Source organism: Pseudoalteromonas sp. P1-30 (genome assembly GCF_001400005.1).
GTDB lineage: Bacteria > Pseudomonadota > Gammaproteobacteria > Enterobacterales > Alteromonadaceae > Pseudoalteromonas > Pseudoalteromonas atlantica.
Map to the genome: position 1 here is coordinate 762,851 of NZ_LKBC01000001.1, position 21,930 is coordinate 784,780.

Consider the following 21,930-nt stretch of genomic DNA (forward strand, 5'->3'; position numbering starts at 1 on the left):
TCTAGGAGTTAGGTTTTTTAGTACCAAAAAACCTATCCCCATTTAATTCCACACCCCAATAGTCAAACACCTTAAGTAAAATAGGCCAGTTGGGCCACTCTGCTTTGGTTACTCCTTTGAGCATATCGGCTAATTTTTTATCAAAGCGTTGTTGGCTTTTGTATTCACTACTGCTTTTTTGTAAATAATCTATTTTGTTATAAAAGGGCTGGTAGGGGTAAGCCTCGCCGTAGTAAAAATAGTCTATATCTTGCTCTAGCATTTTGACTTTTATTCGCTCAGTGAGCAGTGGCAGCTTTTTATTAAAGTCATCGTATTTTAAAAATGTCACTTTGCCTGAGCGCATATGTATTTTTACTAAATCTACGTCGTCTATATCGCCATACAATTGCACGGCACAGCCTATGTAAACACGCAGTATTGCGGGGAGTTGGTTTAAGTAACGAGTGGGTAAAATATATGAGTGGTTGTCGTGTAACTCACCGAGCTGAATTTGCTCAAAGGCTTGGTAACAGTAATTGCCAATATTAGCAGGCTCTGCAATCGAGAAAAGCAGTTGCTTTGCTTGCTCTAATGCTTGGTTGTAATCGCTAAAATGTACTTTTAAATCTCGCGTCAGCCTTGCAGGCATATGGCTTTTAGCTTGACGTTTACCAAATAGGCTAAGTGCAAAATAAACCAGTAAATCATGTTTTCGTTTTTGTTTCGCTTGCTCAAATTCATTTTGTTCATAGTAATTTTGCAGCAAGCTAAATGCTTTGTTGTGGCTGACAAAGTATTTGCGCAATGTTGTACTTTGTTCAAACTCATCGTTTGCAGGTAAACGGCCTAAGTGCAGGCAATGTTGCCAAAAATCATCAAGCAGAGTTTTGTGTTTTTCAAACAAGGTTTTTTGCTGGGCTTTGGGTAAAGCTTTTGGCTGCGGCCTTTGGGTTATATGTTGCCAATTATAATTTTGAAATTGCAGCTCTAAATGATGTGCCTCTTCTAATTGCGGGCATTTAAAAATAGCAATTATGCCTTGCCCCAACGCCATTGTTTTAACGTTAAGGGCTTGCTCTATGTAGGCTCTTATTTGGGCTTGGCTATAGTATTTTTGAAAGGTGTTCCATTTAGTGATTACGCCGTCTTTATATTGTTTGAAGTGTTCTTGCTTAGTTTCGTTAGCAAGCATTACTGATACTAAAAGGAGTTTTTGTGTGTACTGATAGGCTGCTTTTAATGTGTCTTTTCGCTCTTGTTGATCTTCAATTACATTGAGTACAAAGCCCAAATTAACAATATCACTTTTTTGTTTATTTCCGTTTGGCCTGTGTACTGGGTCCCATGCGTTAATATTTAACCCGTGTGCTTCTAGTTCTGTTGCGTCATCGGCTAGGCCGCAGCCGTAATCGAGTATTGAATAATCACCATTTAAATAACCGTGCTTTGCTAGTTTTTGAAAAGGCGCAGAAAGCCTATCACGATTTATAGCTGTTAAATGTCGCTTTATTGTTTGTGCTTCATTTTCAACTATAGGCTCTGGTAACTCAGCTACTTTGTGTAATCTGCCTTGCTCATCAAGTTTAAAGCCTTTGCGCTTTATTGAGTTTTCCCATTGCTGTTTAAAACCAATACTCTTGGTGTTTTGGTACAGGTCTATTCGCTCACCTTCGTCGGTAATATCTTTAAATACTTGGTAGAGCGGGTAACTTGGTAGTACAAAGGTTTCTTTACGGTGCAAAATAGGCGGATTATTTGAGCTACTGTAGTTTGTTGTTTTTATTGTTAGCTCATCTGCGTCAATTGTATAACTGGTATGGAGTGCGGGGTATGCGTATTCATCAAAATCTGGGTAATTAAGTAAGGTAAATTTTAAATCACGCTTGTAAAGTTTAATTATGTTCCAAGTTTGCTGTACATCAAGCCTGTTTATTGTATTTATTATAAAGCTTAATAATTCAGGTGCTAGTGCTTCTTGTAATGAGCTTTTATGTAAATAAATGGCAGTTGGTAGTGATTTACCATGTTTAAGGTTCTTTATGAAAGCGCGATATTTTAGAAAACTTAGCTTTGGCGAAGAGTTAGTATCCATCAAAGTTACTCAAACCTTTAAAATAATTTTAATATACCTAACGGTAATACCAACAACAAATTTAAAGGCTAATGCAAGGAGCGCTCTGCTGTGACAATACTTGAAGTTGAATTAATAATAAGTAATAGCAGACCTTATTTGAAAATAACGCCCCTTGGTTGCCATCGCCAACGCGATATAAGGAAATAAAAACACAGAGCGCGAGCAAGCTTCGCGCCTACGTCGAGTGCTAACGGCAAAGCTTGGTGTAACCTTGTAGACGCGCATTGCTTTCGTTTAAAAGCAGGGCTTTTACGGTGTTGATTTATTAAGTAATGAGAAGCTGCGCTTCTAACGTGAGCAAGCTTCGTCTACAAGAAAAATTAATCATCGACCATTTAGCTTGAGCCAACTATGTGGCTAATTTTTCCTAAACCGTAAGTACTAATGACGCAAAACAAGGGCAATATTTAATGCGCTGCCAACCTTAAATAGGTACACTTATTTGAGGTGTTATTTAAAGGAGTGAATAATGATTAAATGGATTTTAGTTTTGCTTAGTTTTATTTCAACGTACTCTTATGCAGGCGAGGCCTACACGCAAAGTAAGTGCGAAAGCATAGAAAAGGAGCGTGAATCTATTCGTTCTCAATTTAGGCAGGGTTATAGCATTAAAAAAGGTGGGCGATTAACTGCTCGCGACAAAGTGTTATTTACCCAATTGGCAAAGCACTGTAATAAACTTAAAAAAAGTAATAACTCATACCGCCCGCATGCTACACATTCGGCGAACACCAACTGGTTACTCAATCAAAAGGTATCAAACATGACCTTGCACAGTGCCAGCTATAAAAACAAAGCTAAGCTTGAGGCGTGGTCTAAATTTTATAGATTGCCTAAGCGGTGTCGTAAAAAAGGGATGGAGACAAGCGATTTTGTTTGGTGTAGCGAGTATAGAGTAGCGCAAAAGCAAGTATTTGAGACCCAATGGCAGGGGCGCCCGTAACTATGTTTAATACTAAGCTTCGCATAGTATTTATGTTTGTTGTAATGCTTATTGCCTCAGCGCTTATTGCTAATCATTTTACAGGGCGGGTGTTTAATTATCACGACCCGATAGGTGAAGTTAAGCGTATTTATAACGATTTAAACGTAACTCAGCCAAGTAAGCCTTTAGTTAAAGTACAACCCGTAAACTCTATAAAAACGCCGGCGGGCAGCAGCTCTTTTGTCCCTGCGCGTAATCACTCGCCTCAAGCAGATAAAACACAATGTACAGATGTATCATTAGGCGACGTAAAATATAAGCGTAACGGTGATATATACACTTGGACCGACAAGGCGGGTATTGCACATTTTAGCGATACCAAGCCTAACTTTGCTGTAGCAACGTATGAGAGTAATTTTTCTGAGCCACTGGATTATTTTGACCTTAATTTAAACACGCCAAATTTACCGCCTTCATTTAACCAAAAGCTACAAGTAAAACTCAATACAGTATTTAAGGTGTATGGACAAATTATTGGTGCGCATGCTCTAAAAAAGGTAAAACTAAACTTAACGGTATTACCTAACCGTAGGGCTTATAGCGCCGCTATTAGGAACAATGGCGGCAACCCAGAAAATACAGCAGGAATGTATTTTCATGCAACTAACTCTGCGTTTATTAATTTTAGTGGCGAACAAAACACCATGAGAACGGCAGTACACGAAGCCGTACATGCCATTAATAAAGCAGTTTTAGGGTACACGCCTAGGTGGTTAAATGAAGGGCTTGCTGAGTATTTTGAGTTTACCCATAACAATATGCAAACTGCTATTGTAGAGCCAAATCAAACCTGGGTACGTAATAATAAGCTTACTAAAAACGTGTTTAGACTTAATCGGTTAACGGGGTTAAATAATACGTGGCAAAAAGACGACAGCAGTATGCTTTACGCTAGTAGCTGGGCTGCAATTTATTTTTTAATGGATACCCAATCAGGCAGAGTATTACTTAAAAATATTATGCTGGCAGAGCAGAAAAACCCCTGTAACAAGCTTTCGAAAGATCAATTAAACGCGATGTTATTTAAACAGTTTCCTGCGTTTAATCATGACTATTCAAAATGGTTAAAAACGCCATTTAAGCCACATAATTTTTAGCTTGTTTTGTTAGACGCGCAACTTGTTGGCGTTCAAAAGCTGGGCTTTACGGTGATAATTTATAAGTAATGAGAAGCTGCGCCTCTAACGCGAGCAAGCTTCGCCCCTACGGTAAACTTGAATGCCGCTACCCAAAACTCATTACGTCTCTATTTAAATAATATTGCAATCATATTAAATACCGCTAAACTAATCATTAGTTTATTAATGACCGATTAGGTAGTCATTTATGAGATCTGAACAAGCATTAAAGCTGGCGCGTCGCTTGGGTGATTTAATTCGTCAGCATCGTACTTTACTTTATACCCAGAGCACGTTCGCTAAGATGATTGGTGTATCTCGCTCCACGGTACAAAAGCTTGAACAAGGAGAGGTAGTAAAAAGCGATATATTGTTTGAAGCCCTTGTTGTTCTTCAATTGCAAGGCTCATTGCTGGATGAAATTAACGAGCTAGCCGCAGATGTGGGCGGTTATAATGCAAGACAGCGTAAAAGCAATAAAACTCAGGTGATTAATGATGACTTCTGAAGCTTATGTATTTATTGACGGTTTAGAAGACAGCCCCATAATTTGTGGTTTTTTTAAGTTAAATACACAAACTGGCCGAGGTGAGTTTAATTATGGTAAAAGTTACCTTGCGCGCTCTGATGCGTTTGCGCCCCTTGGTTGCCAACGCCAACGCGACATAGGGAACTAAAAATACAGAGCGCGAGCAAGCTTCGCGCCTACATCGAGTGCTAACAGAAAATCTTGAAGTCTACAAGCGCGATATAAAATCGCGCCTACGCACCACATCCACGTCAGCGTAAAATTTAACTTTGTAGGCGCGCATTGGTTCTGTTCAAAAGTGATTATGTCACCAGTGATAAGTGACCAATTAACCCCCGTATTTTCTCTGTGTAGCGCTAAGCGCCTCTGTGCCCTCGGTGGTGAAAAACAAGTTAAGCCAATTATTCACAAAGAGGTTAAGAGACGCTGCGCTTTTAGAGCTAGAGCATAAGTGATTTAATAAATGATCACATAAGTAAGAATTCGCTCTACAAAACAGTATTTTAATTTAGTGGTAGACGCGCATTGGTTCTGTTCAAAAGTGATTATGTCACCACCGAGAAGAGCAGGAGAAGTGACTTACTTATTCCTGTGTTTTCTCCGTGTAGGCGAAGCGCCTCTGTGCCCTTTGTGGTGCAATTAACTAGTAGCTGCGGCTTTATATGCCGCGAAAAACTTCATACCAAACGCGAGGTACGCTCCTGTCATTTTGTGCGAGCAAGTTTCGCGCCTACATGTTAGTGCCTTTCTTGATGTAATCTTTGCATCTTTTAGCAAATTAAAGCTGCTGTGTGTGGTTTTGATTATGCGGTTATTTACTTTGGGTAATTTTATTTAAGTTTTAGTAACAATACCCGCAAACTTTTTGGTTGAGGTGTGGTCATAAAAAGAGTTGCTTTTTACAGTTTGTTACAAATAAATAACGTACTGCCTGGTTGCAAAAAGAGCGTGTAGCTATTGCTAGCATTATAATGTGGCGCGCTGAGCTTACCGGTGGTTCATTAAATATTAACATTGATAAAATTGTTCTTTTAATTTGCACTGTCTAGTATTAAAGATTGACAGTACACACCCAAACAAAACATAATATTAACATTGGCTACACTTAAAAAGCATTTCACTTAATTGTATTGCGTAAATTGGTTGAAGGAGGGAAGTATTATGAACAAATTACTCATTGCATGCGCTATCACTGCTGCAACTTTGTACGTGTTTAAAAACGATTTGACCGCCTTGGCTCAAAATAATCTACCCAACTCAATAACTAACACCACGTCTGTGCAGCCTGCTCAACCTCTGGTGGTAGATATACAAGCAATGCAAAGTAGCCACGATGTAACTAATAAAGAAGGCACTGCACTTACCGAGCAAATAGTGATTACTCCCCAAGAAGTGGGTGAATACTCTGAGCTAGAAAGCGCTGCTCAAATTCAAAGTACGCTTGATTTAGCACAGTCAGAGCAAGTGTTTTTAGATAAAGTGCAAAGCAGCTTTGCTGAAAAGTCGCTATTTTTATACAGCTTTGAGTGTAAGCAAAACGATTGTAATGCAGGCATTGTGGCAACCGACGGGCAACCTAAACACGAAGACATAGCCGGCGTGTTAGCGCATTTATCGGCGTCTGAAGAGTTTGCTAATCACTCTGTGCAATTAGCGGGTGTAGCGGTTAATAACGATGGTATTTTACAATACGATTTAAATATTAAAAACATGCCCCCCGAATAATACTAAGCGTAATAATAGTTAATTACTTTAAGCCGCCAAACTTGGCGCTAGCTGTGTTACAAATACAAAGATGCTAAAAGTACAGCAATGTACAACTAGCTAGTTATAACAACTAAACAACGCATTTTTTGTAGCAATAAAACGTTTTCCCATTCTTAAAATAATTAAGCGAACTAATACAACTCTATACTTTTAAACGACAAAGCGGCCTTGTGGCCGCTTTTTTGTGCTGGAAATTGAGTAATGGCAGTTTTAACTTTAAATAGCGTATTTGCTGCGTTAAAAATTATTTGTATAGAGCAATAATATCAAGCTTATTTATTCGGCTATTCTTTTGTTTGCATGTTTTTAGCGCGCTCTTCTGCCTCGATTAAGGCTTGTGATTTAGGCGCTTTCTTTTTTTCCTCAATCACGGGCTTTTTATCTGAATTTGGGTCCCAGCTTTCATCTAGCGAAAGGTTTGCAAATGGGTTGCTAGAATCACTTTGCTTGGGCGTACTTTCAGGCTCTGGTTGCGCTGGCTTTTCTTGGGCTGGCTGTGGTTCGTGAGCTGTTGATATTGGCGTATCTAACGTGGGTTCGTTATTTGGTTTTGCTGAAACTGTAGCTTGTGCAGACTCTTTACTTGGTTTTAAAGGCGCATCTGGATTGTAGGTGCGAATTTCGGGCTCTTTAAAGTCGTGTTCGCTATTTAACGTGGTTTGTTCAAGCTCGCTGTTTTTATCGGCTGTATGCAGCTGCGCGTTGGTATTAGGCTCATTGATAGGGTTACTAGGCGCAGCCGGTTCGTTTATAAGAGTAGACTCTTGTGGTTTTACTTCTTCAACGGGCTCTGCTTTTGGCTGTTCTACTGCGGCGGCTTTGTGCTTACGCGTGCGCTTAACCGAAGGCGCGTCTGGGTTAAACTCTCTTACCTCGGGCTCTGCAAAGCCTTTTGCATTTTGAATACGCGCTAATGTATTTTTTGCGGCAGCTTCAAACTCTGCGGTGTTTGGCTCTGGCGCTACTTTTTTAGGTTCAAGTGCCGGTGCATCTTCTTCTGGTTTAGCTTGTTCAGGCTCAGCCTCTGTGGCTTGCGTATTGGCAGGCAATGGCTCGTTAATTGCCTCGTTATTTGGTGCATTAGAGCTTGCAGGCTCTGGCTCGCTCGGGGCCGAAACCGTTGGCACAACTGGTTTTGAAAGCTCATCACTTGGGGCTGGAGCCGTTTTGGGTGGTGCTGCTTGCGCTGCGCTTTTGTTGTTATTTTTTGGGGCTGTAGCCGGTGGAGCAACAGGCGGCTCGGGCTTATTTTGTTTAGCGCGGCGTAAACGTATAACCACCATGGCGCCAATTAATACCACAATAAGCAGTAGCAAACTTGGTAGCAATAATGAACTTGGTGGCTCTGCAACTGGCGCCGGTATAAGTACAGGTGCGGGTTTGGGCGTTGTATTAACCGTTGGCTGCTCTTTTTTAGGCTCTTTTTTAGGCGCTGCTTTTGGGGCGGTTTCAGTGGCCAGCGGCTGCGCTTGGCTAGTTGTAGGTATTAACTCTCTGTTATTAGACTCAAGTTCACCCTTAGGTGTGCTTGGCGCATCCTTTACTGTATCAATTGGCGCAGTCTCTGGCTCGTTAGTTTCTGAGCTTTGCTGGCTTATTTGATTTGTAGGCTGAGTGCTTGTAGTGGCTTTGCTTGCGCTTTGTTTTATAGCTTTTTCGGCCGCAGTTATTTGCTCAAGCAGTTGTTGTTCTTGCTCGGGGGTAAGAGCAAGTGGTTGTGGCGCTTGTTCAACAACTGGCGGCTCTGCAGGTTTTGGTTTTGTTTGTACTTGCTTGGGTTTATTACAGTTTCTTTTAAAATCGCGTGCGGCGCTGCGGTATTTGGCACTGGCTTTATTATTACTGTACTGCTGCATTTCTTGCTTAATTAAAATACACATGGCTTCGTTATAGGCAGCACTTTGGCTGCTGTAAAATAAAGCAAAGCAAAAAATAAGTTGAGAGAGTCTAATAATCATAAAACACGGCGCTTAAGTATCAATAGTTTGATTTTAAGCGCAAAATTAAAATATATCTAGGCACTAAGGGCGACTAAATCGCGGCGTGAGGTTTGTAACCTAGTGAGATAAGTAAAAACCACCCAGCAACACGCTCTAGTTAATCAATCACCATTAGGCTGCGGTACTCGTCGTAGGCAAATTGGTCGGTCATGCCACTTATGTAATCTTGAATTAGCCTACAGCGATAGTAAAACTCGTAAGCGGCAAAGTGATCGGGCTCTTCTTGCATGGCATCTATGGCGTGCTGATAACTATTTAAGTGCTTTTTAGAGAGCTTTTTAACCAAACGCGATTCGATTAATAATCGTGAGTCGCCACTTAATGCGCGTTTAAAATCGTCGCTGTTAAGTTGTAGCAGTGGTTTATAACAATCGAGCAGGCCGTTAATTATGCGATAGCCTTGTAGTTCGAGTTTTTCTACCTCTTTGTGAGAAAATACATGCTTAAGCGCCACCTGCTTAAGGGTTTTAGTAACGGCATGTAAGTGGCTGTTATCTTCTAATAGTGCTTGGTTAAAGTCGCCGTGGTAAATAGGCTCAATGTGCTCTATAAAACGCTTAGCGGCGTGGTTTACAAGCGGGTGAAGTAAGGCCACGCGTAGGTAAATAAAAAATTCGCTATTAAAGTTGTAAGGCTGCGCGTTGGCGCGCTCTAGTGCGTAATCTACCGCTTTATCTACAAAATTTAGGTGTTCGGTGTCGTCAATGGTTAGGTTTATAAGGGCTTTTTTATATTCACTTTTTAGCTGCTGACAAAGTAGCTCGGTGGTTATTATGTCTTTTTCTACGGCGTCTTCTATGTCGGCTAAGCAATACGAAATATCGTCGGCGGCTTCCATAATGTAACTTGCCGGATGGCGGCAGTATGGCTCTATAACCAGCTCGTTTTGCAGTGCCTCTACAAAGGTTTTTTCGCTGTAGTAGTAACCTACTTTTTTCATTAAGTAGTTTTTATTTTGCGGTATGTCTTTTGAGTTTAATCCCGCGGGGCGGGTGTACTTTAAAATGCCCGCGCTTTGGCAATAAGTTAAGTTTAACCCCAGTAGCGAATGAATTATGCGTATGCCTTGGGCGTTGCCTTCAAAATTACAAATATCGTGCGCTAGGTGCTTAAAAATAACCCCTATGCCGGTATTTTGTTCTTGGCAGCGCGCTGGTGTAACACTTGCTAAATTGTTATTAAACCAGTGATTTATGGCAGCTTCGCCAAAATGTCCAAAGGGAGGGTTGCCTATATCGTGCATTAGGCAGGCCATTTCTACTAGGCTTTCTAGTGGGCGTTCTAGTCCTTTTAAGCCAAACTCGGTTTGTTGCTCAAAGCTTAAATTTGCAAAAATACGCTGTACTATAAAACGGCCAACCTGCTGTACTTCTAGTGAGTGAGTTAAGCGCGAGCGCACCGCAGCGTTTCGCTCTAGCGGAAAAACCTGGGTTTTTTGCTGCAACCTACGAATAGCTGCACTGTTAATTATACGACCGCGATCGCTTTCCATCGCCATTTGTAAATTTGCAGTCGTGCGATACATGCGCGCTGGGGTTATTTTTTTACTAAAGTCGATAGTCATCGGAGTCCTTGCTTAGTGGTGACGACTTGCAAAGTAAATGCGCGTTGTCATTCGTTTTAAATACTTACTTGTTAATATATACATCTAGACGAGTTAGGTACAGGTGCTTGTATCATTTAAGGCCTGGCAATTGTATTATAAAGCTATATTTTTCAGTATTTAACGCATTTTAATGTAGGCGAGTATTTGTAATGAAGTATGTATTTTTAAAGGCGATGATGTTGGCTCTTTTAGTGTTAACCAGCCAAGCGGCATATGCGGCAAAAGAGCAAACCGTTGTACTTATATCAATAGATGGCATGCGTTGGGATTATATAGAAAAACACGGCGCGCCTAATTTAAAAGCAATGGCTGCTAAGGGTGTACGCGCGCAAAAGCTAATGCCTGTTTACCCAACAAAAACGTTTCCAAATCATATTTCTATTATTACAGGGTTGCTGCCGGTAAATCATGGCATTGTAGATAATAATTTTTGTGATAAAGCCCGTAAAAACGAGTGCTACAGCATGGGTAAAGGCATGCGCGATAGCACGTGGGTAAATGGCATTCCACTTTGGAATTTAGCAAAAATGCAGGGGCTAAAGTCGGCTACTTATTTTTGGCCAGAGTCGGATGCGCGCTTTAACGGTATGACGCCCGACTATTACTTTCATTATTCTAAATACAGTGAGTACCAAGGCCGTGTTGATCAAATAGTACAGTGGCTAAGCTTACCTAAAGCGCAGCGCCCACGTTTTGTGGCAAGTTATTTTTCGCTTGTTGATAGCATGGGCCACGAGTTTGGCCCAGACGCACCGCAAACTCGCGATGCGGTAAAACAATTAGATGAACTAATGGGCCAATTACAAACCCGTTTAAGCAAGCTAGAGCAAGAGATTAACCTTGTTATTGTATCCGATCACGGTATGGCGCATGTAAACCCAGAGCAAAGTATTGATGTTTCTACATTGCCTAAAAACGATAATTTTATAGTTAAAAATACCGGCCCGCGGTTACTTATTTATGCAAAGCCTGCTGTAACAAGCGAGCAAATTGCAACTTACAAACAACGTTTGCAACAAGCCGCAAACGGGCGTTATACGGTATTAAACGACGAGCAATTAGCTGGGTATCATTATAATAAAGGCACTCGGGTGGGTGATATTGTTGTGCAAACTAATGCGCCAGCGGTATTTACTAACGAAGGCAAAGCAATGTACTTAGGTACTCATGGCTATGCCTATACCGATGATATGGCGGCTACGTTAATTGCTGTAGGGCCTGCTTTTAAACAAGGGCTAAGCCTTGAAAAGGTAAATAATCTTGATATTTACCCGGTACTTGCCAAAGTAATGGGGCTTAAGCTTTTAAGTAAAGTAGATGGTGACGGTAAAACGTTAATGCCTGCTATAAAACAAAAAATAGTAGTGCATTAATTAGCTGCGCACTTTTAGGCTTTTAGTGACTTAACCTTGAAAGATCAACAAACCTTAAGCCAAATAAAAAAGAGCGCAAATGCGCTCTAAAGGGAAATAATTATAAGTGGGCTAAATACAGCCTGCTTTAAATCACTTACTTAAAGTTAGCAATGCTTGTTTTAGTGTCGGTAACCGTACGAATAGCATACGCTTGGTTAGTTACACCAAAAGGTAAGCCATTTACGCTCCAATTAGGGTTAGAGAAGTAATCGTACTGCGTTGCGCTACCGTAAACGTGCGGGTAGGCCATAATGCTGGCAAATTCGTTTTGTACGCCGTGGCCCATTCCATCAACATACACACCGCCCGATGTATCGCCTTGTTTACGTGAGTGCGCTAGGCCTTGGTTATGGCCAAGTTCGTGTACAAACGTAGTAGCACCACAGTCAATAGCAGTAATAGAGTACATACGGTCGCTCATTGAGCTGTATAAATTACCGTTAGTGCCTTGGCCAACCCAAGCTAAACCACACGAAATTAAACCATTACCCGCACTTTGGCCGGTACCAAGTACGGCAACCATGTCGGCTTTCCAGCTAGTGCGTAAACCATCTACGTAGCTGCTGTTAGTTACTGCATCTAACCAATCTTCAGACGGTGTAATTGCGTAATCGCCTAGGTTTTCTGTGCCGGCTAAACGCAGTGTAATGTCTACCCCATTTTGGCTATAAACCTGGTTACTAAAGGCGATCAGCTGGTTTATTTTAGTATTTATGTTACTCGTAGCTGCGGCCGATTGGTCGGTATATAAAATACCAATATCAATCGTTACTGCCTGTGCTGCACTGGTTGCAAATAGCGCGCTGGCAATGGCTGCCGTAGTGATTAGTTTTTTCATTTTTATATTTCCTTACTTATGTAGTGGTTGGAAGTTTTACTGCTGATTGATTTAGTTGGGTTACTGCGTGTTGGGTTGTTCAGTTTTTTTTGGGGCAAACATATCTATGGTTTTATCTGTTTTTGGTGTGGGCGCATCTACGTGATGTTCTATGTGGTTTTGGTACAAGTCGCGTTTTGCTGCAATCCAACCATATTTCCCTTTACTTTCAAAAACGTAATTGCCGCTAGGTGCGGTAAATTGCCCATAAATTGCATCGTTTCCTACGGTCATAACCGTGGTGTGTAGTTGTCCGTTGGCACCAATAACTTGGCCAAATATGCTTTTATCGCCATTACTCGCCTCCGATAACGAGGTGATTTCGGCGCTGTAGGTTTCAACGGTTTGCGGGATTGAAATATCAAACGAGTCGCCAGTTTCAAGGGTTTGTAACGTATTTAGGTCGAACTCTATGTAGGCTTCGTTGTTTAAATCGCTTGGTAGTACGTTGGCGTTGGTAAGTACCTCTTTAGCTTTTTCAGATACCTTGTTTATAGCCTCAAACTGGTTGCTTTTCGCTGGTGCCTCAATGGTTTTAGGTTTTACGTTAACGGGATCTTTACTCATATCAATGGGCTGTGGTGCTTTTTTATTTGCTGCAAATTGAGAGTCAACGGGCACTATATCCACTGCAACAGGCGCCGTTACCTGCTGAGGTTTTTCGGTATTAAATAGCAGCTGATAAATAGCAAATGCAGATAGACCAAGGGCAACAATTATTAAAATAGCGCGTTTCATTTGTTTCTCTTACGGGGTTTTTGGTTAACTAATTGTTACGTTTTATATCATATAGATAATTAGATCAAGTTAGTGGTGGTAGTATAAAAGTGCTAATTATTTATATTGTAAATGATTGTAAATAAACAATTTACCTATAATGGGTTTGGTTTATTGAGCTAAAAAGGATGGGTTTTTATAGGGTTTTAGCGGGGTGCAAGCGTAAGCGAATAATTGTTTTTGTTTTTAATTTGGCAATGAAGGCTGTGATCTTTATAGGTAAAAAAAATTTTAAAATAATGAATATTTTTCACGCTTAATAGCGTAAACGCTAATTGCAAAGCGTAAATAGGCAACGTATGTTGTGGGCTTAAAAATCTAAAATTAAGAGGGATTTTATGACGTTTTCCGATCAGCTGCTTAATCGAGCAACCGCAGGGTTGGTGGCTGTTATTATTGGTTTTTCAAGTTCTATTGCGCTTATTTATCAAGTTGTTATAACCCTTGGCGGCACGCCCGATTTAGTCGCAAGCTGGCTTTTAATGCTAGGGCTGGTAATGGGCATAACCACTATTGGGTTGTCGTATTATTATAAAGTGCCCGTTTTAATTGCATGGTCTACCACTGGGGCGGCTTTACTTATTTCCAGCGCACAGGGCTACCATTTAGGCGAAGCCATTGGTGCATTTATGTTTGCCGCTACATTGGTTTTTGTGTCGGGGGTTACCGGTTGGTTTGAAAAAATAATGAACCGCATACCGAGCGAACTTGCCTGTGCCATGCTGGCAGGCGTATTGGTCACCTTTGGTATAGATGTATTTAATTTTATGAATGAGCTACCACTGGTTATAGGTCTAATGGTGCTTATGTATTTTTTAGGAAAACGATTTTTTGCGCGTTTTGCCATGCTTAGCGTTTTAGTTGCAGGCGTGCTACTGGCGTGGCAAATGGGGCATATTGATACTGGCGCTATTCATTGGAAAATAAGTGAATTTGCATACATAGCGCCGGTGTTTAACTTGCAAGCGTGTATAAGTATTGGCTTACCGCTTTATATTGTAACGATGACCTCACAAAACTTACCGGGTATTGCTGTACTAAAGGCTCATAATTATAAAGCGCCTATTTCGGCTACGCTTAACGTAACTGGTTTTATTAATATTTTAACAGCCCCGTTTGGTACGTACTCTATTAATTTAGCCGCTATTACTGCTGCTATTTGTATGAGCGACGAGGCCGATAAAAGCCCCGATAAACGCTATTGGGCAAGTATTGCAGCAGGCGTATTTTATATTGTTATGGCACTTTGCGCGGCAACGCTTGTTGGTTTAGTGGCAAGTTTACCGCAGGCATTAATTTTAGCCTTAGCGGGTATTGCGTTGTTTGGCACCATTGCTAATAGCTTGCAGCAAGCTTTAAGCTCAGCTCAATACACAGAGGCTGCAATAGTTACGTTTTTGGTAACCGCATCTGATTTAACCATGCTCTCGGTGGGCTCTGCGTTTTGGGGAATAATTGCCGGCGTTTGTACGTTGATGATCACCCGTAAAAGTTAAAGAAAAACGTTAACGAATAGGTTTAACAGGTAAAAGCGTTGCTTTTAAAACGCCAGCAAGCTGTGCGTCTACAAGGTAATTTACCTCGGTGTTAATTTTGTCAGTAGGCGGGAAGCTTGCTCGCGCAAAATGTGAGTTTTTTCTCTAAAAGAGAAGCGCCTCTAAGCCTCTTTGTGATTTATTGATCTTTAATACAAAAATGCACAAAGAGAAGGGAAAGAGGATTAAATGAGAAGTGAAAGTTGTAGGCGCGAAGCTTGCTCGCGCAAAATAGTGGCTATGGCATTTAATAAATGCTTACCTTACAATTAAAAAAGCGGTGTTAAAATTTAACACCGCTTTTTTACGTTAAGATGCGTTTAAAGCATTGGTTTTAGCACATCATATAAAGCGTTAATGTGATCGTCTCTGTCGTTTAAAGCGGCTATATAACGGTACTTTTCGCCGCCTGCGTTTTCAAAAATTTCGCGGTTTTCTTCTTCAAGCTCTTCGAGTGTTTCTAAGCAGTCGGCGCTAAAAGCAGGGCTTAAAATTGCAACGTCGGTAATGTTTTCATCAGGTAAAGATGCAAGCGTGGCGTCGGTGTATGGCTTTAACCATTCGGCTTTACCAAAGCGGCTTTGAAAAGTGCTAATTACTTTATCTTTATCAAGGCCTAGTTTTTCAACCACTAAACGCGTGGTTTGCAAACATAGGCAGTGGTAAGGATCGCCTCTATCTAAAAATAGCTTTGGCATACCGTGATATGAAAAAACTAATTTTTGTGGCATGCCGTTTTTTTCTAAATCTTCACTTATGCTGCTAGCTAATGAATCAATGTAAGCGGTGTTTTTGTGATAACCATTTACAAAGTGTAGCTCTGGCACCCAGCGCCATTTTTGCAATACTCTTGATACGGCATCAAATGTTGAGCCGGTGGTAGGGCTTGAATATTGCGGGTAAAGCGGTAGTACAATTATGCGCGTTAGGCCTTTATCGCGAAGCTCTTCAAGTCCCGCCTCTATTGAAGGGTTACCGTAACGCATGGCCATAACAACTTCGGTATTGGTGTAACCTTGCTCTTGGAGTAGCGCGTTTAGTTTGTCGCGTTGCAGGCGGGTAATATGTGTTAGCGGCGAGCCGTTTTCGGTCCAAATGCTTTCGTATAGTTTTGCTGAGCGCTTAGGGCGAATACGCAAAATTATACCGTGCAGTATTATCATCCACACTAAACGTGGAATTTCTACAATGCGCGGATCGGATAAAAATTCACGTAAGTAGGTACGCAGTGCCGCAGGGGTGGGCGCGTCTGGACTGCCTAAGTTGGTAAGTAAAATGCCCGTTTTTTGATTAAAACGTCCGTCGTGGGGATTGTCAGTGACTGCAGAAAATCGCGACACGCTGTGCTCCTTAAAGCAATGTGATACCAATTCGCAATAATACTTAATCATTTTGCGGGGCTAAACGTGTCGCTACCAGCGTTAAGCAATTCTCATTTAGAACAACTAAATAGCGAATTTTTTTGCCTAGCTATCTACACGTTTTTCCACCCTCAAAATAAATTACTTAATTAAGCGGATTGGTATTAAACAGTTTAAAATTTATACCCAGATTAACAGGTACCTGTTTGAATTAGTTTAGCTTATTTACGGTAATTGTAACGAAAAAAGCCACAGTTTAGATCACTCATTTAGCGCTTTTTACCATTATTCTAAATGGGGTCGGTTTTTTGGCTTCTAGTTGCTGTAGTTTTTCGATGGATTTTTTACCAAACACATGGCCTTTAGGTAACAACATAATACCGCTGTGGCTGTGTAACGTATGGCCTAAAATCATATTGGCTTTTAGCTCTTGAGCGCTGCATATAATAATAGAGCCGGCATTATTAAGTTGCTCATTTAATTTGCTATGGCTTGCTTCGAGTGCGCGCACAATTTTAGGGTGGTAAAAAGTGCCACTGTACATTTTAACGCTTTCGAGCGCATCGCTGTGGCGCTCTTTGTCTGTGGGGCTTTGGCTTTGTTCAAATGCGTTCCAATAATCGCGAGCAACGCTAAGCACCATAGCGCCAATAGGAATGTCGTTTGCTGCTAATCCTTTTGGTAAACCGTTGCCGTTAAAGCGCTCATATTGATGATAAATTGCATCAGATACATCATGTAAATGTATAGCAGGCATAAGCATTAATTGTGCTGTGCTAGGGTGCGTATAAAAGGCTTTGCGCTGTTGCTCGCTTAGCCGACTCACTGGCTTTTTATAGAGCTCTGGGTCCATAGCAAGCAAACCTATTTGCGCTAAGTAACCCGCCATGGGGGCTAAATCTATACTTTTTTGCGAGAGGTTTAAGTACAGTGCTATTTGGGTGCAGGTGTCGGCAATTTTTTGCGCTTTGTTGCCATCTAAGTATGGGTTGGCGTTTATAAAATTATAAAGTAGCTCTACGGTGGCTTTGTGTTCGTGTTTTTCGCGCTCGTTGGCATCTTCTAGCTGTTTAAGTACCTGCTTAATTTGTTTTGTACGCTTTTCTACTCGTTGCTCTAACGAGTTATTTAATTCGAGAAGTTCTTTGTTTTGCTGTTTTACTTGCTGCTCGAGTTGCTTGTTTTGTTTTTTTAGCTGAAATTTTTCGATGCTGTCGTTTATGCTGCGCAAAAGCATATCGTTTTGCCATGGCTTTTGAATGTAGCCGTTAATTTGCGCCAGATTAACAGCTGCTAGGGTAGTTTCTATTTCGGCGTAGCCGGTTAATAAAATACGTTGTGTTTCGGGGGCTTTGTTACGGGCTTGCTCTAAAAATTGCGCGCCATTCATGGTGGGCATTTTCATGTCGCTAATAATTAAGCTAAATTCGTGGCTGTTTAAAAGCTCAAGCGCTTGCACTGGGCTTTTGCAGGTCATAAAACTAAAGTTATTATTTTTTAATAAGGAGGTTAGTGAGCGCAGAACAATTTCGTCGTCATCAACACAAAGTACATCTACGGCAGTGATTGAATGTGCAGCGTCTGCTGGTTTGGTCATAGTGCTACCTTTTAAAATAATAAGCATAGCCTAAAAATTGCCCCTAGTTTGCATAATTACGTATGGCAAACTAAACGTTATACATGGATGCGTATTTATGGAGCGAATAGGATGAGCACTTTAACCGACGACTACAAACAAGCTTTTTTAGATGAGCAGCAAAAGCGCATAGCCGCAGAGCAACTGCTTGCCGATAAAAGCCAATTGTTAGTTGTGTTAAATGGCGAACTAACCAAAAACGTTGCTGAGCTGTCTTTGTATCAGCAAATGTTTGTTCAGGCCGACAAAATGGCAAGTGTGGGTGTTTTGTCTTGCAGTATTGCGCATGAAATAAATAACCCGCTTTCGTATGTAATTAGTAATATAGAAAGCTTGCAATATGTTAGCCCTCTTTTATCAAAATCTCTTCACTATAACGAGCAGTTTTTAAACGGCCAATTAAATGCAGGGCAATTTAAAAACGTGTTGGTTGATCTAAAAAAACAATACCAACTGGCATGGAATGGACACGAAATTTACTCGCAGTTGAGCGAAAGCCTAGATGGTTTAAAGCGCATAAAGCAAACCGTGCATAATTTATTAAACCTTAGCCAATTTACAAGTACCCATAACAAGCAATATTTAGATGTAAGCGAGGTTGCAGGCTCTGCTTTAGGCGTGTTGCAAGGGCAGCTTAAATACTGCGAAATAAAAACCAATTTTGAGCAAGTGCCGCTTATTTGGGGGGAGCTGTCGTCTATTCATCAAATTTTTGTTGAGCTGTTATTAAATGCTCAACAAGCGTGCGAACATGAATTAGAAAAAGGCACCATTATTGAACTAAGCGTAACGCAGCAAAATGAGGGGGTATGTATAAAAGTGAAAGATAACGGTTGTGGAATGGATGAAAATACCCAAGCGCACCTTTTTAAGCCTTTTTTTACTACACATAAAACAGCCCACTCATTAGGAATAGGAATGACCGTTGTTAACTTTATTTTGCAAGATCACGGCGGAAAAATAGAAGTTAGCAGTACTTTAGGAACAGGTACTACCATTTGTTGTTGGTTACCCGTAAAAGCACAAGAAAGCGTGATAAACTCATTGTAAATAAAGTGTTAATTTAATTTAAGGTTGAAATTAAAATCCTTAATTGTATGCGTTTTAAACAAGTTTGAGTGTTATTTTTTAGTATTTACATTTTTTTGCATAGTTAGACCTATTATTTAGTTTTTTTCATTTCTTTTTATTTGCATATGTTGCTAGGATGTTCCCCAGTGCGATGCGTTACATCGCAATAACAAATATTAAAGAACACACTAAACAGGGTCGTCACCATGTCAACATACCGTTTAAATACATTAGCTGCCGCTGTTGCGTTTGCCGTAAGCGCACCAAGCATCGTAAGCGCTCAAGAAGCACCTGTTGAGGCTGCACAAAATATCGAACAAATTTCTGTATTAGGGTCGCGCGTTTCTAACCGCACCTCTACTGAGTCTTCGTCACCTATTGATTTAATAGACGCTGATGATTTAAACAAAGGCGGCTTTACAGAACTAGGGCAGAGTCTGCAAGCTACTGCCCCGTCGTTTAACTTTTCTCGTACGCAAGTATCTGATGGCTCTGATTTATTTAGACCAGCAACGCTGCGCGGTTTACAGCCAGATCAAACGTTAGTGTTAGTTAACGGTAAGCGCCGCCATAATCAATCTATTTTTGGCCTTAACGGCACTGTAGGTGCAGGCGCAGCCGGCACCGACATGAACGCCATTCCGCTAACTGCGCTTAAAGGTGTAGAAGTACTACGTGATGGCGCAGCAGCTAAATATGGCTCTGACGCGATAGCTGGCGTAATTAACTTATCGCTTAATAATTCAACTGGCGTAACAACGGGTTACGTACAGTACGGCGGCACCAGTGAAGGCGACGGCGATACGCTTTCTGCAGGTTTAAACCGTGGTTTTGACTTAGGTAACGAAGGCGGCTTTATTAATTTATCGCTTGAGTATCGTGATGCCGATGGCACTAACCGTGCAGAGCGCGATACCGGTGGGTCGTTAAATGTTGAGCCAGGCACGCTGAGTGAAGATGTACGTTGGGGCCAAGGTAACTCAGAAAGTGAATTTACCTCGTTGTTTTACAACATGGCTTTGCCAATGGGCGACAGCGAATTGTACTCATTTGGTGGCTATTCTGAGCGTACCGCGCTGGGTAATGGTTTTTACCGTAACTTTAACGAAGCGTCTAAAAATGTAACGCAAGTATACAGCGATGGCTTTTTACCCCGCATTTATAACGAAGCTGAAGATATTTCAGTAGCGGTTGGTTTTAGAGGCGATATAAACCCAGATTGGGGATACGATGTATCGGCAGTGTATGGCGAAAACCAATACGACTTTACCTCACGTAATACTATAAATGCCTCTTATGCGGCGGAGTACGTATTTAACAACCCAGATGCAAGCGATGCCGATATAGCAGCAAATGCAGGCCCAAGCGGCGGTTACTCTGGTGGTTTTAGATTTGATCAAACAACAGTTAATGCTGATTTTAACGGCATCGTTGATATTGGCCGCAATGAGCCTTTATATGTAACTATTGGTGCAGAATACCGTAAAGAAAACTACGAAATAGTCCCTGGCGATGAAGCCTCTTACGCATGTGGTTTAGCAAATACCGATGCTTCGTACCCTTCAGTAAACGATCCTGATCAATTTGCTGAGTGTGGTTTTCAGGCTTATAACGGTTTGCGCCCAGAGGCAACAAACAAGAGCGATCGCCACAGCTACGCGTTTTATGTAGATGTAGAAACCATGGTTACTGATGCATGGAACGTAAGTGGTGCGCTGCGCTATGAAGACTTTTCAGATGCGGGCGATGATTTAATTGGCAAATTAGCAACACGTTATGAATTTAACGATGACTTTGCAGTACGTGGTGCGGTTTCTACTGGTTTTAGAGCGCCATCGCTTCAGCAAAGTGGTTATACCGCATTTACAACTAACCTAGGCTCAGACGGCACACTTACTCAGTCGTTCACTGCAAATACGGGGACTGCTTTTCCAAGTGCGTTAGGTGTAGATAGCCTAGAGCTTGAAACCTCAACTAACTACAGTGCTGGTTTTGTTTACGATGTAACAAGTGAGCTTTCGTTAACGGTTGATTTTTACCGCGTAGAAATTAAAGACCGTATTACGCTTGGTAGTTTACTTTCTGCAGAGGATGTTGCCTTTAGCGATGAAGCCGTAGCCGCGCTTCAAGCAACCGGCGCAGTGCAAGCTAACTACTTTTCAAACTCTGTAGATTCAACTACACAAGGTGTTGATATTATTGCCTCTTACCGTACTGATGTAGAGGGCGGTAATTTTGGAGTAACCTTTGCGGGTAACTTAAACGACACTAAAATTGATAACGTGAACGCAGAAGAAGGTATTCCTGAGTCGGTGGCGTTTGATGATTTACAACGTAGCTTTTTTACCGACGGCCAGCCAGGTGAGCGCGCAACTTTAACGTTTGACTATGAGCGTGATGCGTATGAAACAACGCTTCGCTTTAATTACTTTGGCGAAACAGACGTTAAATACTTTGGTAATGACCACATCCCTTTACCAGGTGAGCTTTCGCCTACGGGGTCGTTTAAACCAACTAGTACAGTTGAATCAGCAGTACTAGTGGATTTAAACGTTAGCTACCAAATTAACGAAATATTTAACGTATCGGTAGGGGCTGATAATATTTTTGATGAAACCCCAGATGAGCTAGGTGATGACGAAGTGCTTAACTTTATTACCAACGGCGCGTTTAAATACCCTGTACGTGCATTGCCTTACGGCTTTGACGGGCGTACTTATTATGCAAAAGTAAGCTTTGAATTTTAATTATTTGAGCTAAAACTTGTTACTAAGCGCAGTTATTTACTGCGCTTTTTTTATGTTTATTTATTATGAAAAAGAGCGTTAAAACACTTGCAAGGTTGAAAATTAGGCATACAATCGCCACTTCTTAAGGTTCTTATTGTTATAAATAGTTAGGAAATAAAATGGCTAAAGAATCGAAAACCAAAGCCGCAAATAATAGTGCGGTAGACACCGGCCGAGGTGTTATTAATCATAATGCGCTGGCGGCGCTAGTAACCTCTAAAGTGTTTAAACCTCAAGTGGTTAAAGCTAAAAAAGGGAAAGGCTCGTTTAAGCGCAATAACAAACACGTAGGACGAGAGTCTTATTTAATCGCGGCTTAAATAGCACCGATCAAATAAGACTTTTAAC

16 protein-coding genes and 1 pseudogene are annotated in these 21,930 nt (G+C 41.2%); 10 read left to right on the forward strand and 7 right to left on the reverse strand.

What is annotated here, in order from left to right; translation table 11 throughout:
• Position 1: 1 nt before the first annotated feature.
• On the reverse strand, positions 2 to 2,074 hold the full coding sequence (locus tag AN395_RS03360) for a DNA phosphorothioation-associated putative methyltransferase (protein ID WP_054982076.1): 2,073 nt from the start codon (positions 2,072 to 2,074) through the stop codon (positions 2 to 4).
• Between the two features lie 511 nt (positions 2,075 to 2,585).
• On the opposite strand from AN395_RS03360, the gene AN395_RS03365 reads away from it, so the two are divergent.
• The 5 genes and pseudogenes from AN395_RS03365 (at position 2,586) to AN395_RS03385 (ending at position 6,473) form a co-directional block, all read left to right on the forward strand.
• On the forward strand, positions 2,586 to 3,059 hold the full coding sequence (locus AN395_RS03365) for a hypothetical protein (RefSeq protein ID WP_054982077.1): 474 nt from the start codon (positions 2,586 to 2,588) through the stop codon (positions 3,057 to 3,059).
• 2 nt (positions 3,060 to 3,061) lie between these two features.
• Positions 3,062 to 4,198 (forward strand): DUF1570 domain-containing protein, encoded by a 1,137-nt coding sequence (locus AN395_RS03370; protein ID WP_054982126.1) that lies wholly within the window; start codon positions 3,062 to 3,064, stop codon positions 4,196 to 4,198.
• Between the two features lie 229 nt (positions 4,199 to 4,427).
• The gene (locus tag AN395_RS03375) at positions 4,428 to 4,727 is read left to right on the forward strand and encodes a helix-turn-helix transcriptional regulator (protein ID WP_004589614.1); all 300 of its coding nucleotides are present in this window, start codon (positions 4,428 to 4,430) and stop codon (positions 4,725 to 4,727) included.
• Positions 4,717 to 4,857: pseudogene (locus AN395_RS03380) on the forward strand (type II toxin-antitoxin system HipA family toxin); the annotation flags it as partial. The gene AN395_RS03375 and the pseudogene AN395_RS03380, both read left to right, overlap by 11 nt.
• 1,052 nt (positions 4,858 to 5,909) lie before the next feature.
• On the forward strand, positions 5,910 to 6,473 hold the full coding sequence (locus tag AN395_RS03385; protein WP_054982079.1) for a hypothetical protein: 564 nt from the start codon (positions 5,910 to 5,912) through the stop codon (positions 6,471 to 6,473).
• A 326-nt stretch (positions 6,474 to 6,799) separates the two neighbouring features.
• On the opposite strand, the gene AN395_RS03390 is transcribed toward AN395_RS03385, so the two are convergent.
• Together AN395_RS03390 and dgt are read right to left on the reverse strand one after the other, a co-directional pair.
• The gene (locus tag AN395_RS03390) at positions 6,800 to 8,473 is read right to left on the reverse strand and encodes a hypothetical protein (protein ID WP_054982080.1); all 1,674 of its coding nucleotides are present in this window, start codon (positions 8,471 to 8,473) and stop codon (positions 6,800 to 6,802) included.
• A gap of 139 nt (positions 8,474 to 8,612) precedes the next feature.
• Positions 8,613 to 10,079: a dGTPase gene (gene dgt, locus AN395_RS03395; RefSeq protein ID WP_054982081.1), complete on the reverse strand. Its 1,467-nt coding sequence runs from the start codon at positions 10,077 to 10,079 to the stop codon at positions 8,613 to 8,615.
• Positions 10,080 to 10,270: 191 nt separating this feature from the next.
• Here dgt and AN395_RS03400 point away from each other — a divergent pair, with 191 nt between their 5' ends.
• Positions 10,271 to 11,494 (forward strand): alkaline phosphatase family protein, encoded by a 1,224-nt coding sequence (locus AN395_RS03400; RefSeq protein ID WP_054982082.1) that lies wholly within the window; start codon positions 10,271 to 10,273, stop codon positions 11,492 to 11,494.
• 136 nt (positions 11,495 to 11,630) lie between these two features.
• On the opposite strand, the gene AN395_RS03405 is transcribed toward AN395_RS03400, so the two are convergent.
• Positions 11,631 to 12,374 carry a zinc-dependent metalloprotease family protein gene (locus AN395_RS03405; protein WP_024032968.1) on the reverse strand — a complete coding sequence of 248 codons (744 nt, stop codon included), beginning with the start codon at positions 12,372 to 12,374 and terminating at the stop codon, positions 11,631 to 11,633.
• A gap of 60 nt (positions 12,375 to 12,434) precedes the next feature.
• Positions 12,435 to 13,151, reverse strand: a complete 717-nt coding sequence (locus tag AN395_RS03410; RefSeq protein WP_054982083.1) for a hypothetical protein — start codon at positions 13,149 to 13,151, stop codon at positions 12,435 to 12,437.
• A gap of 377 nt (positions 13,152 to 13,528) precedes the next feature.
• On the opposite strand from AN395_RS03410, the gene AN395_RS03415 reads away from it, so the two are divergent.
• Positions 13,529 to 14,686 carry a benzoate/H(+) symporter BenE family transporter gene (locus AN395_RS03415; RefSeq protein WP_004589605.1) on the forward strand — a complete coding sequence of 386 codons (1,158 nt, stop codon included), beginning with the start codon at positions 13,529 to 13,531 and terminating at the stop codon, positions 14,684 to 14,686.
• Positions 14,687 to 15,045: 359 nt separating this feature from the next.
• Here the strand turns inward: AN395_RS03415 and hemH are convergent, their stop codons facing one another.
• Complete coding sequence (hemH, locus tag AN395_RS03420; protein ID WP_004589664.1) at positions 15,046 to 16,065, reverse strand: ferrochelatase; 1,020 nt, start codon at positions 16,063 to 16,065, stop codon at positions 15,046 to 15,048.
• Between the two features lie 286 nt (positions 16,066 to 16,351).
• Positions 16,352 to 17,683, reverse strand: coding sequence for an HD domain-containing phosphohydrolase (locus AN395_RS03425; RefSeq protein WP_054982127.1), 1,332 nt, complete (start codon positions 17,681 to 17,683; stop codon positions 16,352 to 16,354).
• 111 nt (positions 17,684 to 17,794) lie between these two features.
• Between AN395_RS03425 and AN395_RS03430 the strand changes: the two genes are divergently transcribed.
• The 3 genes from AN395_RS03430 to arfA all read left to right on the forward strand — a co-directional run bounded on the left by AN395_RS03430 (position 17,795) and on the right by arfA (position 21,902).
• A complete protein-coding gene (locus AN395_RS03430; RefSeq protein WP_054982084.1) occupies positions 17,795 to 18,772 on the forward strand; it encodes a sensor histidine kinase in 978 nt (325 codons plus the stop codon).
• A gap of 227 nt (positions 18,773 to 18,999) precedes the next feature.
• Positions 19,000 to 21,540 (forward strand): TonB-dependent siderophore receptor, encoded by a 2,541-nt coding sequence (locus tag AN395_RS03435; protein ID WP_054982085.1) that lies wholly within the window; start codon positions 19,000 to 19,002, stop codon positions 21,538 to 21,540.
• Between the two features lie 161 nt (positions 21,541 to 21,701).
• Entirely contained in the window at positions 21,702 to 21,902 is a 201-nt protein-coding gene (gene arfA / locus AN395_RS03440; RefSeq protein WP_054982086.1) for a ribosome alternative rescue factor ArfA, read from the forward strand.
• Positions 21,903 to 21,930 lie beyond the last annotated feature (28 nt).